Raw genomic sequence first — 14,550 nt, forward strand, 5'->3', positions numbered from 1 at the left:
GTCGTATGGCGAGGGCGGCAGCGGAACGGTCGACGCGGCATACTCCCTCGGCATGGCCACCCAGGACGGGCAGCCGCGACGGCCGCGGCTCATCCACAGCGCCCAGGCGCTCGTCGACGAGGTCGTCGAGGTCGCGGCGCTGCCGGAGCGCGGCGGCAACGCGGTGGCAACGTCCTACAGCCGGTATGCCGGGGGAGCGGTCAACATCCTCGTGGCCGCAGCGCGCTCGGGCGCGGAGTGCGTGCACGCCGGGGCGGTCGGTACCGGCTCCAACGGCGACCTCGTGCGGGCGGCGCTCGCCGCGGACAGGGTCGCGATCAGCAGCCCCGCGGTCGAGGGCATCGACACGGGCATCTGCGTCGTCATGGTCGAGCCGTCGGCCGAGCGCACGTTCGTCACGACCCAGGGTGCCGAGCGCCACGTCACGGTCGAGAGCCTGCAGACCTCCTCGCCGCAGGTGGGCGACCTGGTCTGCGTGAGCGGGTTCTCACTCGTCGGGCGCACGCGGGACCCGTTGCTGGAGTGGGTGTCCGGGCTCGCCGAGGGCGTCGTCGTGGTGCTCGACCCGGGTGACGCGTTCGGTGGCCTCGAGGCCACGCTGCAGGACCGGGTGCTGGCCCGGACCACGGTCTGGACGAGCAACGCCGACGAGGCGCTGACGCTGACCGGGGTGCGCGTGGAGGACGACTCGGCCGCGGCGGTCGCTGCCCGGCTCCCCGCCGGGGCGGTGGCGGTCGTCCGCGACGGGGCGAAGGGGTGCCACGTCCACGAGGGCGGCCGCACGCAGTACCTGCCCGGCCACCCGCAGGAGGCGGTGGACACCAACGGCGCCGGCGACACCCACACCGGGGTGCTGCTCGCCGAGCGGGCCCGTGGCGCCGACTGGCTCACCGCAGCCCGGCGTGCCAACGCCGCCGGGGCCATCAAGGTGACACGCCGTGGACCGGCCACCGCGCCGACCTCGGCAGAGATCGACGCGTTCCTGGCAGCTCTCGCGAACGGCTAGAGCGCGCGGGGGCGGTAGGCCTCGAGGAGCCGGTCGTACATCGCGTCGAGGTCGCGGTCGACCCGCTGGCGGCTCTTGTCGGCGAGGTGCCAGGCGACCAGTTCGGCCGCCCCGCGACGGAACGGCACCAGCGCGCGCCAGCCCGGGGCGAGCGTGCGGAGCTTGGTGTTGTCGAACACCATGGAGTTGGACTTGTCGCCGACCAGGGAGGCGCCGATCTCCTTGTCCTGCGCGGCGATCGCGTCCGAGGCCACGTGCACGATCCGGGCCTCCACGCCTGCTGCCGCGGCAACCTCCTGGTGGATCTGGTCCCAGGTCAGCGCCTCGTCGGAGGTGATGTGGAAGGCCTCGCCGATCGCCTGGGGGCGGTCGAGCAGGCGCACGAACGCCCGGGCGAAGTCCTCGTGGTGCGTCAGGGTCCACCACGAGGTGCCGTCGCCGGGGACGACGACCTCGCGACCCTCGAGCATCCGCTGCACCACGGTCCAGCCGCCGGTGAACGGCAGCAGGGTGTGGTCGTAGGTGTGCGACGGGCGGACGATCGTCATCGGCAGGCCGTGGTCGCGGTAGCGCGAGACCAGCAGGTCCTCGCAGGCGATCTTGTCCCGGGAGTACTGCCAGAACGGGTTGCGCAGCGGCGTCGACTCGGTGACGGGTCCGTGGGCGGGCGGGGTCTGGTATGCCGAGGCGGAGCTGATGAAGACGTACTGGCCGAACCGTCCCTCGAGCAGGTCGAGGTTCGTCGTCAGCTGGTCGGGGGTGAAGGTCAGGAAGTCGACGACCACGTCGAACGCGCGCCCTGCGAGGACGCCACGCACAGCGTCGAGGTCGCGGACGTCGGCGGTGACGACCTCGGCGCCGGCGGCCGGCTCGTGGGTGCTGCTCGTGCCCCGGTTGAGCAGGGTGACCGCGAACCCCTCGGCCACGGCCGCGCGGGCGCACGCGGTGCTGATGACGCCCGTCCCGCCGATGAACAGGACGCTGCGGGCGGAGCCGGTGCCGCGGGTGGGAGCCATCCCCCAACCCTAGGCCGGGCCTCCTCGCGGCACCTCCGGCGTCGTCCCCAGGGGTGGGAAGTGGCGGCTTGCCGCGAGCGTGAGGCAGCCGTTTCCCACCCTTCGCGAGCCGTGCCGCCATCCACACCCGGAGGTGCGCGGGCCGAATACCCACAGGTGCCCCGGCTGGCCTCGTCCGTCCGGTTCGGTGCGGAGACGCTGCAGACGTGTCGAAGTCGCCCTCTCCCATCCCGGAGGGTCTCGTCCGCGGACCCTTCACCCATGCCGCCGGACGCGAAGCCGGCCTCAGCCGCGCGCGGATGCGGGCGCGCGACCTGCGGGCTCCGACGTACGGCGTGCGAGATCGGGCAGTGGGAGCCGTCTGCTTCGAGGGTCGCGTGCGAGCCTTCGCCCTCGCCCTGCCCGGTGACGTCGCGTTCTCCCACGTCACCGCCGCGCGAGTCCTGGGCCTTCCGATGCCGAGTACCTGGCTGCCCACCGAGCCGCTCGACGTCATGCGGGACTCGACGCGGCCGAGGATCGAGCGACACGGTGTACGCAGCCACCGGGGACTGGAGCATCGGTGCACCTGCCCTGTCGACTCGGCCCGGGTCACGGATGCCCTCGACACGTGGGCGGACCTGTCCACCCTGTTCGGACTGGGTGACCTTGTCGCAGCCGGCGACGTCCTGGTGGGTGCCAGGCACGAGCTCCGGCCGAAGGACCTGCTCCGCGCAGCCCAGGACCGGACCGGTCGTGGCGCCGTGCGGCTGCGTGAGGCGGCCGCGCTGGTACGGGTGGGTGCAGCCTCGCCGTGGGAGAGCAAAGCCCGGGTTGCCTTCGCGCGATGGCGGCTGCCGGAGCCGCAGCTCAACCTCGATCTGTACGACGCGTGGGGTCGCTGGCTCGCGCGACCTGACTTCGTCTGGAAGGAACAGCGGGTCGTCGGCGAGTACGACGGCGACCAGCACCGCACCGATCGCCGGGCCTGGCAGTACGAACGCGAGCGGAGGGCTGGCCTCGAGGACGAAGGTTGGACCTACGTGGAGATGACGTCGCTGAGCCTCACCGGCCCACGCGAGAGTGCCGCCCTGCGCGGCCGCCTCACCCGGTTGCTGCTCTAGCTCGCGCCGACAGTCGCGAGAGGTGGGAACCGGCTGGTTCCCCCGGGTGCGCAGCAGCCGTTTGCCACCCCTCGCGCCCGGCCGATCGGTCTGGTGGCAGGCGGGGTCAGGTGAGGCGGGCGAGGTCGGCGCGGCAGCGGCGCTCGAACTCGCCGAGCTCGGCCAGGGCGTCCTCGAGGTCGCGCCGCCGCTGCTCGAGGTCGGTCCGGCGCTCGTCGATCTGGTCCAGGACGTACTCGAGCTGGCTGGCCTTGCCGCGGGGCCGGTCGTAGAGGTCGATGATCGTGCGGATCTCCTCGAGCGGGAACCCGAGGCGCTTGCCGCGCAGGATCAGGGCCAGTCGCGTGCGGTCACGGCGGTGGTAGACCCGCGTGGTGCCGCGCCGCTCGGGGGAGATGAGGCCCAGGTCCTCGTAGTGGCGCACGGTGCGGTGGGTGACGCCGAACTCGTCCGCGACCTCCCGGATCGTCCAGCTGGGCGGCGACGCCGACGACGTCCGGTCGGACTGGTCGAGGTCGGGGGCTGGCATACCGGTGAGTATTGCTTTACGTTGACGTCAACGTCAAGAACCGGCGACGCGCCGCACACCCCACGGCACGCGCGCAACACCCCCACGGCACCACCCCTGATCCCACGAGGAGCACGCATGTTCGAGCTGTCCAAGGAGCACGAGGACTTCCGCAAGGTCGTCCGGGAGTTCGCCGAGGCCGAGGTCGAGCCGCACATCGCGCAGTGGGACAAGGACCACCACTTCCCGTCCGACCTCGTGCCCAAGATGGGCGAGCTGGGGCTGTTCGGGCTCGTCGTGCCCGAGGAGTTCGGTGGCATGGGCGACGACGGCGACTTCACGTCGCTGTGTGTGGCCATCGAGGAGCTGGGGCGGGTCGACCAGTCCATCGGCATCACCCTGTCGGCCGGCGTGGGCCTGGGCATCAACCCGATCCTGACGTACGGCTCGCAGGAGCAGAAGGAGCGCTTCCTGCCTGACCTCGTCGCCGGTCGCGCCCTCGCCGGCTTCGGCTTGACCGAGCCCGATGCCGGCTCCGACGCCGGTGCCACCCGCACCAAGGCCGTCCGCGACGGTGACGAGTGGGTCGTCAACGGCTCCAAGGCGTTCATCACCAACTCCGGCACCGACATCACCTCCGTCGTGACCGTCACCGCGCGCACGGGCACCAACGAGGACGGCTCGGCCATCCTCAGCGCGATCATGATCCCTTCCGGCACACCGGGTTTCACCGTCGAGCCGGCCTACGACAAGCTCGGCTGGCACGCCTCCGACACGCACGGCCTGACCTTCGAGGACTGCCGCGTCCCGGTCGGCAACCTGCTCGGCAACGAGGGGGAGGGCTTCAAGCAGTTCCTCAAGACCCTCGACGACGGCCGCATCGCCATCTCGGCGCTCGCCATCGGCATGAGCCAGCGGATGCTCGAGGAGACGACCGAGTACGCCAAGACGCGCAAGGCGTTCGGCAAGCCGATCGGCGTCAACCAGGGCATCTCGTTCCAGATCGCCGACCTCGCCGTCATGGTCGAGGCCTCCCGCCAGCTCACCTACAAGGCCGCGTGGCTCAAGGACGAGCTCGAGCGCGGGCGCCGTTCGGTCAAGGAGGTCAAGCAGGCCGCCGCGATCTGCAAGCTCTACTCGACCGAGGCCGCCGTCACCGCGACCCGCATCGCCACGCAGGTCTTCGGTGGCAACGGCTTCATGGAGGAGTACCCCGTGGCCCGCTTCTACCGGGACGCCAAGATCCTCGAGATCGGCGAGGGCACCTCCGAGGTCCAGCGCATGGTCATCGCCCGCCACCTCGGCCTGCCGACCGCGTGAGCGCCACCACCAGCGAACGTCCGGGTGCGGACGGTCCGGAGACAGTGCGAGAGGGTATGCCGGTGAGCCGAGCCGACGACGCCAGTCCAGCCTTCGCCGTGGCCGGGGACGCCGGCGCCGACCCCAAGGTGGGGGACGTGCGCAGGCGGCTCGCGGCGGCGTACGAGGCCTCGGCCTCCGCGCCCGAGAAGGCGCAGGCCAAGCTCGACGCACAGGGCAAGCTCTACGTCCGCGACCGCATCGCGCTGCTGTTCGACGAGGGGAGCTTCGTCGAGGACGGCCGGTTCGCGAACGCCACGGCCACCGGGCTGCCGGCCGACGGTGTCGTCACCGGTCGAGGCACGGTCGACGGGCGCCCGGCGGTCGTCATCGCGAACGACCCGACGGTCAAGGCGGGTTCGTGGGGATCGCGCACCGTCGAGAAGATCGTGCGCGCCACGGAGATGGCGCTGCGCGAGGAGCTGCCGGTCTTCTGGTTCGTCGACTCCGCGGGCGCCCGCATCACCGACCAGGTCGAGATGTTCCCGGGCCGACGCGGCGCGGGGAAGATCTTCCACAACCAGGTCGCGCTCTCCGGCAAGGTCCCGCAGATCTGCTGCCTGTTCGGCCCGAGCGCCGCCGGTGGCGCCTACATCCCGTCGTTCACCGACCTCATCATCATGGTCGAGGGCAACGCGTCGATGTACCTCGGCAGCCCGCGCATGGCCGAGATGGTCGTGGGGGAGAAGGTGTCGCTCGAGGACATGGGCGGCGCGCGCATGCACTGCACCGTCTCGGGCGTCGGCGACCTGCTGGTCTCCGACGACACCGAGGCGATCGAGCTCGCGAAGCTCTACTTCTCCTACATGCCGACGAGCTGGCGGGCCGACCTGCCGACGTATGCGCCGGAGGAGCCCTCGAAGCCGCTGACCCGCCACACCGTCCCCGAGCGCGAGAGCCAGCCGTTCGACATCCACGAGGTGATCGACGGGCTCGTCGACGACGAGTCGTTCTTCGAGGTCAAGCCGCTGTTCGCCCCCGAGCTCGTCATCGGCTTCGGCCGCATGGCCGGCGAGACGGTAGGCATCGTGGCCAACAACTCGATGGTCAAGGGCGGCGTGCTGTTCACCGACAGCGCCGACAAGGCCGCGCGGTTCATCTGGCTGTGCGACGCGTTCTCGATCCCGCTGCTCTACCTCGCCGATGTCCCGGGCTTCATGATCGGCTCCGAGGTCGAGCGCGGCGGCATCATCCGCCACGGGGCGAAGATGGTGCACGCCGTCTCCTCGGCGACCGTGCCGCAGTTCTGCGTGGTCGTCCGCAAGGCCTACGGCGCCGGGCTCTACGCCATGGGCGGCCCCGGCTTCGCGCCCGACGCGACGATCGCCCTGCCGACCGCACGCATCGCCGTGATGGGCCCCGAGGCAGCGGTCAACGCGGTGTACGCGAACAAGATCGCGGCCATCGAGGACGAGGCCGAGCGTGAGGCGTTCGTGCAGGAGAAGCGGCGCGAGTACGAGGAGGACGTCGACCTCGAACGGCTCGCCGCCGACCTCGTCCTCGACCAGGTCATCGAGGCCGACGCGCTGCGGGCCGAGCTGCTGCTGCGGCTGCGCTACTCGTCGAACCGCGAGCGCCACTTCGCGACCAAGCGCCGCGACGTCCCCCCGGTCTGACGCGGGCAGGCGGCCGCGGTTCAGTTGCCGCGGGCGGAGCTGGCGCTGCGCAGCGAGCGCCAGCTGATCCCGATCTCCTCGAGCAGCTCACGCAGCAGCGGCAGGCTGAGGCCGACGACGTTGCTCGGGTCGCCCTCGATGCCGGCCACGTAGGGCGACCCGAGGCCGTCCAGGGTGAAGGCGCCGGCGACGCGCAGCGGCTCACCGGTCGCCACGTAGGCCTCGACCTCCGCGGTGTCCAGGCGAGCGAAGTGCACGGTGGTGGAGGCGGTGGCCCCGAGCGTCGCCCCGGTGCCACCGGCTCCCGACTCGCGGGTGTCGACGACCCAGTGCCCGGTGTGCAGGACCCCGGAACGACCGCTCATGCGGGTCCACCGCTCGACCGCCTCAGCCGCGTCGGCCGGCTTGCCGTGGACCTCCCCGTCGAGCTCGAGCACGGAGTCGCAGCCGACGACGAGCACGTGCTCGATCTGGCCGGCGACGTCCTCGGCCTTGGCGCGGGCCAGCACGAGGGCGACGTCCTCCGGGGCCAGCTCGCCGTAGGTCTCCCGGGCTGCCGCCGTGACCGCGTCCTCGTCGACCCCGCTCACGACGATGCTGGGCTCGATGCCGGCCGCCAGCAGCAGCTTCTTGCGGGCCGGGGAGGCGGAGGCCAGGACGATGGTGGCGGTCGGGTTGGTCATGACCGGGACTGTAGCCCGACCCGGACCGGCCTCAGCCGAGCTGGTTGTCGACGAAGCACCAGCGCCACGACTCGCCGGGCTCGAAGCTGCGCATGACCGGGTGGCGGGTCTCGTGGAAGTGGGCGTCGGCGTGCTTCTGCGGTGAGGAGTCGCAGCAGCCCACGTGGCCGCACTGCAGGCACAGCCGCAGGTGCACCCAGGTCGTGCCGTCGCGCAGGCACTCCTCGCACCCGTGCGGGCTGGAGGGGGCCACGAACCGGTCGTGCGCGGCGGCGAGGTGCTGGCACTCGTCCTCGGCGCGCTCCACCGGGAGCATGGGCTCGTCCCGCAGGTCGGACGTGCGGCTCTCGATGCGGTCGAGCATCGACTCCTCGATGTCGAGCTGGTCCATGACATGGGCGAGCACCTCCTGGTCGGCCAGCCCCTCGTCACGGATCCGCAGGAGCTCCCTGCGCTCGGCGACGAGCATGACCATGCGCATGCGTCGGTAGGTCTCGCTGGGGGTCTCGGCGCCCTCGCGGCCCTGGCCGAGGCGTTCCCAGACGATGTTGGTGCGGTTCTCCGCGCGGGTGCGCAGCGTCTCGATGACCTCGGGGTCGGACTCGTCGCAGTCCTCCAGCGCCTTCAGGCCGGCGGCCACGGAGGCCTGAAGGATGGTGGCCTCCTGGAGGGCGTCCTCGCGCGGGTCCGGCCCGCGCACCCGCAGGGCGCGGGCGAGCAGCGGCAGCGTGGTGCCCTGCAGGAGCAGGGTCCCCACGGTCACGACCATGGCGATCCAGACGAAGACGCCGCGGTAGTGGGTGTCCGGCGGCAGCGTGAACGCGGCGGCGAGCGTGACCACCCCTCGCATCCCGGCCCACGAGATGATCGCGCTCTGGGCGTAGGGCCGCGCGGTCGGGCTGACGCCCTTGTCGAACCGGCCGAAGAACCAACGCGTCGGGAAGACGTAGAGCGGCCGCAGCACCACCACGGCGAGCAGGACCACCACCGACAGCACGACCACGCGCCCCCACCCGAGCCCTGAGCCCGACACGTCGGTGACGATGCGGCGCATCTGCAGGCCGATCATGAGGAAGACGGCGTTCTCCAGCAGGAACTGCACCGACGCCCAGTTGATCCGCTCGCTCAGGCGGGAGGCGGCGTTCTGGACCACCGGCGACTTGTGGCCCAGCAGCAGCCCCGCGACCACGACGCTGAGCACGCCGGAGGAGTGGTAGTGCTCGGCGGGGAGGAAGGCGAGGAACGGCACGATGAACGACAGCGAGGTGTCGATCGCGGGGTCGGTGAACGACCTGCGGACCAACCCCACCACGAGGGCCACGACGACCCCGAACCCGACACCGCCGACGACGGCCCAGGCGAAGTCGCCCGCCACCGAGCCCAACGTCACGGCTTCGGCGGTCCCGGCCGTGGTGAACGCCGCGATCGCAGTGCGCAGGGAGACCAGCGCGGTGGCGTCGTTGACCAGGGACTCGCCCTCGAGGATGGTCACCACCCGCCGGGGGAGCCCTATGCGCCGGGCCACCGCCGAGGCGGCCACGGCGTCGGGCGGCGCGACGACGGCGCCGAGGGCGAAGGCTACGGCGAACGGCACGGGCAGCAGCCACCAGGTCACGAGGCCCACGCCCGCGGCGGTGAACAGCACGAGGCCGACCGAGAGCGCGATGATCGAGGACGTGTTGGCGCGGAAGTCGACCAGCGAGGTCCGGACTGCCGCGGCGTACAGCAGCGGGGGCAGCAAGCCGTAGAGGACGACCTGCGGCGTGAGCACCGGTTCGGTGATGAACGGCACGAAGGACGCGGCGATGCCCGAGACGATGAGGGCCAGCGGCGGGGGGACAGCCAGCTTGCTCGCGAGCCCGGCGATGGCGATGACCGCGGCGACGAGGACCACCAGGGTCAGGGCGAGTTCCACGTCGGCATCCTCGCACCCCGGCGCCCACCCCGCCGATGGCGCATCAGGGGGCGGACGACCGGGGTGGACGACCGGCTGGGACGAGCTGGTGGGACGAGCTGGTGGACGACCTGGGTGGTCGCGGGATCAGCCCTGGGCGAGCTCTCCCAGCACGGCCTGTCGCAGGGTGTCGAGGCCGACGCCGCCGATGTCTAGGGCCTTGCGGTGGAAGTCCTTGAGGCTGAAGGCGTCGCCCTCGCGCAGACGGACCTGCTCGCGCAGCTGCAGCCAGAGCCGCTCGCCGATCTTGTAGGACGGTGCCTGGCCCGGCCAGCCGAGGTAGCGGTCGAGCTCGAAGCGCAGCCACGCTTCGCCCTGGTTGGCGTGGGCGGTGAGGTAGTCCCAGGCCTTGTCGTAGGTCCACTCGCCGCCGCCGACCTCCTCGGGGGCCTCGAACCCGCAGTGCACGCCGATGTCGATGACGACGCGGGCCGCCCGCAGCGACTGGCTGTCGAGCAGGCCCATCCGGTTGCCGGGGTCGTCCATGTAGCCGAGCTCGGCCATGAGCAGCTCGGCGTAGAGGGCCCAGCCCTCGCCGTGGCCCGACGTCCAGGCCAGGATCCGGCGCCAGCGGTTGAGCAGCTCGGAACGGAAGACCGTCTGGGCGACCTGGAGGTGGTGGCCCGGGACGCCCTCGTGGTAGACGGTCGTGAGCTCCTTCCAGGTGCCGAACTCGGTGACGCCCTTGGGCACCGACCACCACATGCGGCCCGGCCGGGTGAAGTCCTCGCTGGGGCCGGTGTAGTAGATGCCGCCGGTCTGGGTGGGCGCGATCATGCACTCGATCCGGCGCACCGGGTCGGGGATGTCGAAGTGGGTGTCGGCGAGGACCGAGATGGCCTCGTCGGCCTTGGTCTGCATCCACTCCCGCAGCTCGTCGGTGCCGCGCAGCTGGTATCGCGGGTCGTCCTCGAGGGCCGCGATGGCCTCCTTGACGGTCGCCCCGGGCTTGACCTGGTCGGCGACGGCCGCCATCTCGGCGGTGATGCGGGCGACCTCGTCCTGGCCCCACCGGTAGGTCTCCTCGAGGTCGACCTCGGTGCCGAGGAACAGCCGCGACCACAGCGCGTAGCGCTCGCGGCCGCAGGCGTCGGCCTCCGGGGCCCGGTCGAGGAGCTCGGCCTCGAGCCAGCGGCCGACGTCGGCATACGCCTCGCGGGCGGTGCCGACGGCGGACGCGAGCTCGGTGCGGGTGCCGTCGGTGAGCTCGGTGTCGTCGGCCTTCGCGCCCGAGAGCAGGCCCGCGAAGTAGCCGTCGTCGGCGGTGAGGTCGCGGCACTGCTGGATGCACGCCTGGACCTGGCGGCGAGGTGCCACGTCCCCGCGCCCGGCAGCGGCGGTCAGGCTCTGCTTCCACTGGTCGAGGGCCGTGGGCACCTTGGCCATGCGTCGGGAGATGACGCCCCAGTCCTCCTCGGTGGCGGTCGCCATGAGGTCGAAGCAGCCGCGGATCTCCTGCAGCGGGGAGGCGATGACGTTGAGGGACATCTCCTCCAGCCCGGCGGCGTGCACCTCCTCGGCGAGCCCGAGCCGCTCACGCATCGCGGCCAGCGTCACCCGGTCGATGTCGTCGACCGGCTCGGCGGACTCCAGCTTGGCGAGGGTCTCGCGACGCAGCCGCGAGGAGGCCTCCAGCCCGGCGGGGGAGAAGTCGTCGAGGTCCTCCTCGTGACCGGCGATCCCCAGGCTGGTGGCCGTGATCGGGCTGAGGTCGACGAGGGCGGCGAGGAAGTCGTCGGCGATCTGGTCGATGGCGGTGGCTGGGCGGGCGCTGGAGGTCTCTGGGCTCACCCGGGCGAAGGTACCCCAGCGCACTGACGACGTCACCGGAAATCCTGGCGGGAGATCCCGGTTGCCCAGTCCCTAGGGTGGGGCCATGAGCGCTCGCCTCCTGTCCCTCAACATCGGCCGCCCCGAGCCCAACGCCGCGAAGAAGGTGGGCGTCACGGGCATCGGCAAGACGCCGGTCGACAGCGCGGTGCTGCGCGCCCCGGGCCCGAAGCACGGCGGCCTCGGCAGCGGCCTCGAGGGCGACTTCATCGGCGACGTCCGGCACCACGGCGGTGACCAGCAGGCGGTCTACGCGTTCGCCCGCGAGGAGCTCGACCGGTGGGAGGAGCGCCTCGGGCGGCCCCTGGCCGCAGGGCTGTTCGGCGAGAACCTCACCACCGCCGGCCTCGACGTCGACGGCGCCCTGCTCGGCGAGCGGTGGGCCGTGGGCCACGAGGTCGTGCTCGAGGTCTGCGGTCCGCGGATCCCGTGCGCGACGTTCCAGGCGCGGATGGGGGAGAAGGGGTGGGTACGGCGCTTCACCGAGGTGGGCCGCTCCGGCGCCTACCTGGCCGTGGTGACCGGTGGGACCGTACGCAGCGGCGACGCCATCGAGGTCGTCTCCCGCCCCGACCACGACGTCGACGTCGTCGTCGCCTTCCGGGCCTTCACCGGCGACCTCGACGCGGCCCGCAGGGTGCTCGACGCCGACGCCCTCACCGGTCCGGACGCCGACGAGCTGCGCGAGGTGGTGGAGCGCCGTACCGCGCGCTCCTGAGCGACCGGGCGCGTGGGCCTCAGCGCCAGGCGGAGGCGCCCCAGGCGCCGGGACCCGGGGTGAGGGGGCGGCGCACCAGCCGCTCGCGCGAGGCCCACACCGAGGTACGGCGCGGGGCCGCCGGCTCCTCGCCGCCGGACGCGGCGGACAGCACCGCGAGCAGCGCGGCGATCTCCTCGGGGCTGGCGGCGCCCCGTACCAGCCGAAGCGGTGGCTGGTCGGTTCGGTCGTCGACGCCCATCAGAGTGGGATGTTCCCGTGCTTCTTGGGGGGCAGCGTCTCGCGCTTGCTCCGCAGCGCCCGCAGGGCCTTGGTGACGTTCATGCGGGTGTTGGACGGCGTGATGACGGTGTCGACGTAGCCGCGCTCGGCGGCGATGTAGGGGTTGGCGAGGGTGTCCTCGTACTCGGTGATGAACCGGGCCCGTGCCTCGTCGACGTTCTCGCCGGCGGCCTCGGCGGCGGCGAGCTGGCGGCGGTAGAGGATGTTGACCGCGCCCTGGGCGCCCATCACCGCGATCTGCGCGGTGGGCCACGCGAGGTTGATGTCGGCGCCGAGGTGCTTGGAGCCCATGACGTCGTACGCGCCGCCGTACGCCTTGCGGGTGATGACGGTGACGAGGGGGACGGTGGCCTCGGCGTAGGCGTAGATGAGCTTGGCGCCGCGGCGGATGATGCCGTCCCACTCCTGGTCGGTGCCGGGCAGGAAGCCGGGCACGTCGACGAAGGTCAGCACCGGCACGTTGAACGCGTCGCAGGTGCGCACGAAGCGGGCGGCCTTCTCAGACGCGTCGATGTCGAGGGTCCCGGCGAACTGCATCGGCTGGTTGGCCACGACGCCGACCGAACGGCCCTCGACACGCCCGAACCCGCAGATGATGTTGGGCGCGAACAGCGGGTGCACCTCGAGGAACTCGCCGTCGTCGACGACGGCCCCGATGACGGTGTGCATGTCGTAGGGCTGGTTGGGGCTGTCGGGGATCAGCGTGTCGAGGACGAGGTCGTCGTCGGTGACCTCGAGTGACGGCAGGTCGTCGTCGTCGGCGAACGACGGCGGCTCCTCGAGGTTGTTGCTGGGCAGGTAGGAAAGCAGTGCCTTGACGTACTCGATCGCGTCGGCCTCGTCGTCGCCCATGTAGTGCGCGACACCGGACTTGGTGTTGTGGGCGCGGGCGCCGCCGAGGTCCTCGAACGAGACGACCTCGCCGGTCACGGTCTTGATGACGTCAGGACCGGTGATGAACATGTGCGACGTCTGGTCGACCATGACGGTGAAGTCGGTGACGGCTGGGGAGTAGACGGCCCCGCCGGCGCACGGGCCCATGACGAGCGAGATCTGGGGGATCACGCCGCTGGCGTGCACGTTGCGGCGGAAGATCTCGCCGTAGAGCCCGAGCGAGACCACGCCCTCCTGGATGCGGGCGCCGCCGGAGTCGTTGAGGCCGACGACGGGGCAGCCGACCTTCATCGCGAAGTCCATGACCTTGCAGATCTTCTCGCCGAAGACCTCGCCGAGGGAGCCGCCGAACACGGTGAAGTCCTGGGCGAAGACGGCGACGGTGCGGCCGTCGACGGTGCCGTACCCGGTGACGACGCCGTCGCCGTACGGGCGGTTCTGCTCCTGGCCGAATGCGGTGCTGCGGTGGCGCGCGTACTTGTCCATCTCCACGAACGAGCCCTCGTCGAGCAGCATCTCGAGGCGTTCGCGGGCGGTCTTCTTGCCGCGGGCGTGCTGCTTCTCCACTGCGCGCTCCGACCCGGCGTGGGCCACCTCGGCCACGCGGCGCTTGAGGTCGGCGAGCTTGCCGGCGGTGGAGTGGATGTCGATGTCGGAAGGGACGTCGGTGCCGCCGGTGGAGACCGGTGCGCCGGCGTCCTCGCTGACGGGATCGGTGGTCTGCGCCATGGCCGGGAGCCTAGCCTTGACCCCATGCGCGAACCGCTCCAGCGTGAGGCATTGCACGAGGCGTTGGTCACGTCTGGTTCCCGGTGGACCGACGTCGACGTCCACCGCGAGCTCGGCTCCACCAACGCGGAGGCGGCGCGCATCGCGCGGCCGTTCCACGTCGTCGTGACCGACCACCAGCAGGCAGGCCGGGGCCGCCTCGGCCGCACCTGGGAGACCCCTCGCGGCACCTCGCTGACGTTGTCGGTGCTCCTGCCCGCGCCGGACAGCGGCCGGGAGTGGATGCCGCTGGTGGCCGGGCTCGCGGTCCGCGACGCGGTGCGCGACGTGGCCGGGGTCGAGGCTGTCCTCAAGTGGCCCAACGACGTCCTGCTCCCGGCCGACGGCGAGCGCAAGGTCGGCGGCATCCTCTGCGAGCTCCAGCCCGGCGGCATCGTCGTCGGGATCGGGGTCAACGTCGACCAGGAGCGTGACGAGCTCCCGGTGGACACCGCCACCTCGCTGCGGCTCGCCGGCGCGCCCGGGGTCTCCCGCGAGGACCTCGTCGTCGCGATCCTCACCCACCTCGCGCGCTGGCACGGTGAGCTGTGCGGCGACGCGCACGCGCGGGCCGGCGTGCACTCCGCGTACCGCGCCGCGTGCGTCACGATCGGCCGCGACGTCGAGCTCCACGTCGGGGCAGGCGACGTACGCCGCGTGCGCGCCACCGGTGTCGACGAGGAGGGCCGTCTCGTGGTCGCAGGGGGCGGCACGGAGTACCCGGTCGCCGCGGGCGACGTCGTGCACGTGCGACCCGCAGGCTGAAGGGGGTCCGGGCCCGACACGGGTGGTCCCGGACGGCGCGGCCCCCTC

Annotated in this window: 13 protein-coding genes; 6 read left to right on the top strand and 7 right to left on the bottom strand. The window is 72.0% G+C overall.

The window, feature by feature from the left end; translation table 11 throughout:
- Window positions 1–52 precede the first annotated feature (52 nt).
- Complete coding sequence (locus ASG70_RS03740; protein ID WP_056882495.1) at window positions 53–1,006, top strand: PfkB family carbohydrate kinase; 954 nt, start codon at window positions 53–55, stop codon at window positions 1,004–1,006.
- Here the strand turns inward: ASG70_RS03740 and ASG70_RS03745 are convergent.
- Window positions 1,003–2,022 (bottom strand): NAD-dependent epimerase/dehydratase family protein, encoded by a 1,020-nt coding sequence (locus tag ASG70_RS03745; protein ID WP_056882496.1) that lies wholly within the window; start codon window positions 2,020–2,022, stop codon window positions 1,003–1,005. The two genes, ASG70_RS03740 and ASG70_RS03745, sit on opposite strands and share 4 nt — an antisense overlap.
- A 206-nt stretch (window positions 2,023–2,228) precedes the next feature.
- Here ASG70_RS03745 and ASG70_RS03750 point away from each other — a divergent pair, with 206 nt between their 5' ends.
- A complete protein-coding gene (locus ASG70_RS03750) occupies window positions 2,229–3,125 on the top strand; it encodes a hypothetical protein (protein WP_156399802.1) in 897 nt (298 codons plus the stop codon).
- A gap of 106 nt (window positions 3,126–3,231) precedes the next feature.
- Here ASG70_RS03750 and ASG70_RS03755 read toward each other — a convergent pair whose 3' ends face one another.
- Entirely contained in the window at window positions 3,232–3,654 is a 423-nt protein-coding gene (locus ASG70_RS03755; protein WP_056882498.1) for a MerR family DNA-binding transcriptional regulator, read from the bottom strand.
- A gap of 117 nt (window positions 3,655–3,771) precedes the next feature.
- Here ASG70_RS03755 and ASG70_RS03760 point away from each other — a divergent pair, with 117 nt between their 5' ends.
- Complete coding sequence (locus ASG70_RS03760) at window positions 3,772–4,953, top strand: acyl-CoA dehydrogenase family protein (RefSeq protein ID WP_056882499.1); 1,182 nt, start codon at window positions 3,772–3,774, stop codon at window positions 4,951–4,953.
- A 56-nt stretch (window positions 4,954–5,009) separates the two neighbouring features.
- The gene (locus tag ASG70_RS03765; RefSeq protein ID WP_056882500.1) at window positions 5,010–6,608 is read left to right on the top strand and encodes an acyl-CoA carboxylase subunit beta; all 1,599 of its coding nucleotides are present in this window, start codon (window positions 5,010–5,012) and stop codon (window positions 6,606–6,608) included.
- 20 nt (window positions 6,609–6,628) lie between these two features.
- Here the strand turns inward: ASG70_RS03765 and ASG70_RS03770 are convergent, their stop codons facing one another.
- From ASG70_RS03770 to ASG70_RS03780, 3 genes are all read right to left on the bottom strand, one after another.
- Complete coding sequence (locus ASG70_RS03770; protein ID WP_056882501.1) at window positions 6,629–7,291, bottom strand: nucleoside triphosphate pyrophosphatase; 663 nt, start codon at window positions 7,289–7,291, stop codon at window positions 6,629–6,631.
- A 31-nt stretch (window positions 7,292–7,322) separates the two neighbouring features.
- Window positions 7,323–9,206, bottom strand: a complete 1,884-nt coding sequence (locus ASG70_RS03775) for a Na+/H+ antiporter (protein WP_056882502.1) — start codon at window positions 9,204–9,206, stop codon at window positions 7,323–7,325.
- Window positions 9,207–9,332: 126 nt separating this feature from the next.
- A complete protein-coding gene (locus ASG70_RS03780) occupies window positions 9,333–11,036 on the bottom strand; it encodes a DUF885 domain-containing protein (RefSeq protein ID WP_056882731.1) in 1,704 nt (567 codons plus the stop codon).
- 85 nt (window positions 11,037–11,121) lie between these two features.
- Between ASG70_RS03780 and ASG70_RS03785 the strand changes: the two genes are divergently transcribed.
- Entirely contained in the window at window positions 11,122–11,793 is a 672-nt protein-coding gene (locus ASG70_RS03785; RefSeq protein WP_056882503.1) for an MOSC domain-containing protein, read from the top strand.
- Window positions 11,794–11,812: 19 nt separating this feature from the next.
- Here the strand turns inward: ASG70_RS03785 and ASG70_RS03790 are convergent, their stop codons facing one another.
- Window positions 11,813–12,034: an acyl-CoA carboxylase subunit epsilon gene (locus ASG70_RS03790; RefSeq protein ID WP_056882504.1), complete on the bottom strand. Its 222-nt coding sequence runs from the start codon at window positions 12,032–12,034 to the stop codon at window positions 11,813–11,815.
- A complete protein-coding gene (locus ASG70_RS03795; RefSeq protein ID WP_082590057.1) occupies window positions 12,034–13,698 on the bottom strand; it encodes an acyl-CoA carboxylase subunit beta in 1,665 nt (554 codons plus the stop codon). The genes ASG70_RS03790 and ASG70_RS03795 overlap by 1 nt, the downstream gene beginning before the upstream one ends.
- 24 nt (window positions 13,699–13,722) lie before the next feature.
- On the opposite strand from ASG70_RS03795, the gene ASG70_RS03800 reads away from it, so the two are divergent.
- Window positions 13,723–14,502 (top strand): biotin--[acetyl-CoA-carboxylase] ligase, encoded by a 780-nt coding sequence (locus ASG70_RS03800; protein ID WP_082590059.1) that lies wholly within the window; start codon window positions 13,723–13,725, stop codon window positions 14,500–14,502.
- The last annotated feature ends 48 nt before the right edge of the window (window positions 14,503–14,550 follow it).

This window comes from Phycicoccus sp. Soil748, from assembly GCF_001428025.1.
Lineage (GTDB): Bacteria > Actinomycetota > Actinomycetes > Actinomycetales > Dermatophilaceae > Pedococcus.

Excerpts from the sequence above, each read along its gene's own strand:
- ASG70_RS03740 (WP_056882495.1), top strand. The coding sequence starts at position 53 with ATGGCCACCCAGGACGGGCAGCCGCGACGGCCGCGGCTCATCCACAGC.
- ASG70_RS03760 (WP_056882499.1), top strand. The coding sequence starts at position 3,772 with ATGTTCGAGCTGTCCAAGGAGCACGAGGACTTCCGCAAGGTCGTCCGG.
- ASG70_RS03785 (WP_056882503.1), top strand. The coding sequence starts at position 11,122 with ATGAGCGCTCGCCTCCTGTCCCTCAACATCGGCCGCCCCGAGCCCAAC.
- ASG70_RS03765 (WP_056882500.1), top strand. The coding sequence starts at position 5,010 with ATGCCGGTGAGCCGAGCCGACGACGCCAGTCCAGCCTTCGCCGTGGCC.
- ASG70_RS03745 (WP_056882496.1), bottom strand. The coding sequence starts at position 2,022 with ATGGCTCCCACCCGCGGCACCGGCTCCGCCCGCAGCGTCCTGTTCATC.
- ASG70_RS03795 (WP_082590057.1), bottom strand. The coding sequence starts at position 13,698 with ATGGCGCAGACCACCGATCCCGTCAGCGAGGACGCCGGCGCACCGGTC.
- ASG70_RS03770 (WP_056882501.1), bottom strand. The coding sequence starts at position 7,291 with ATGACCAACCCGACCGCCACCATCGTCCTGGCCTCCGCCTCCCCGGCC.
- ASG70_RS03755 (WP_056882498.1), bottom strand. The coding sequence starts at position 3,654 with ATGCCAGCCCCCGACCTCGACCAGTCCGACCGGACGTCGTCGGCGTCG.
- ASG70_RS03800 (WP_082590059.1), top strand. The coding sequence starts at position 13,723 with ATGCGCGAACCGCTCCAGCGTGAGGCATTGCACGAGGCGTTGGTCACG.
- ASG70_RS03790 (WP_056882504.1), bottom strand. The coding sequence starts at position 12,034 with ATGGGCGTCGACGACCGAACCGACCAGCCACCGCTTCGGCTGGTACGG.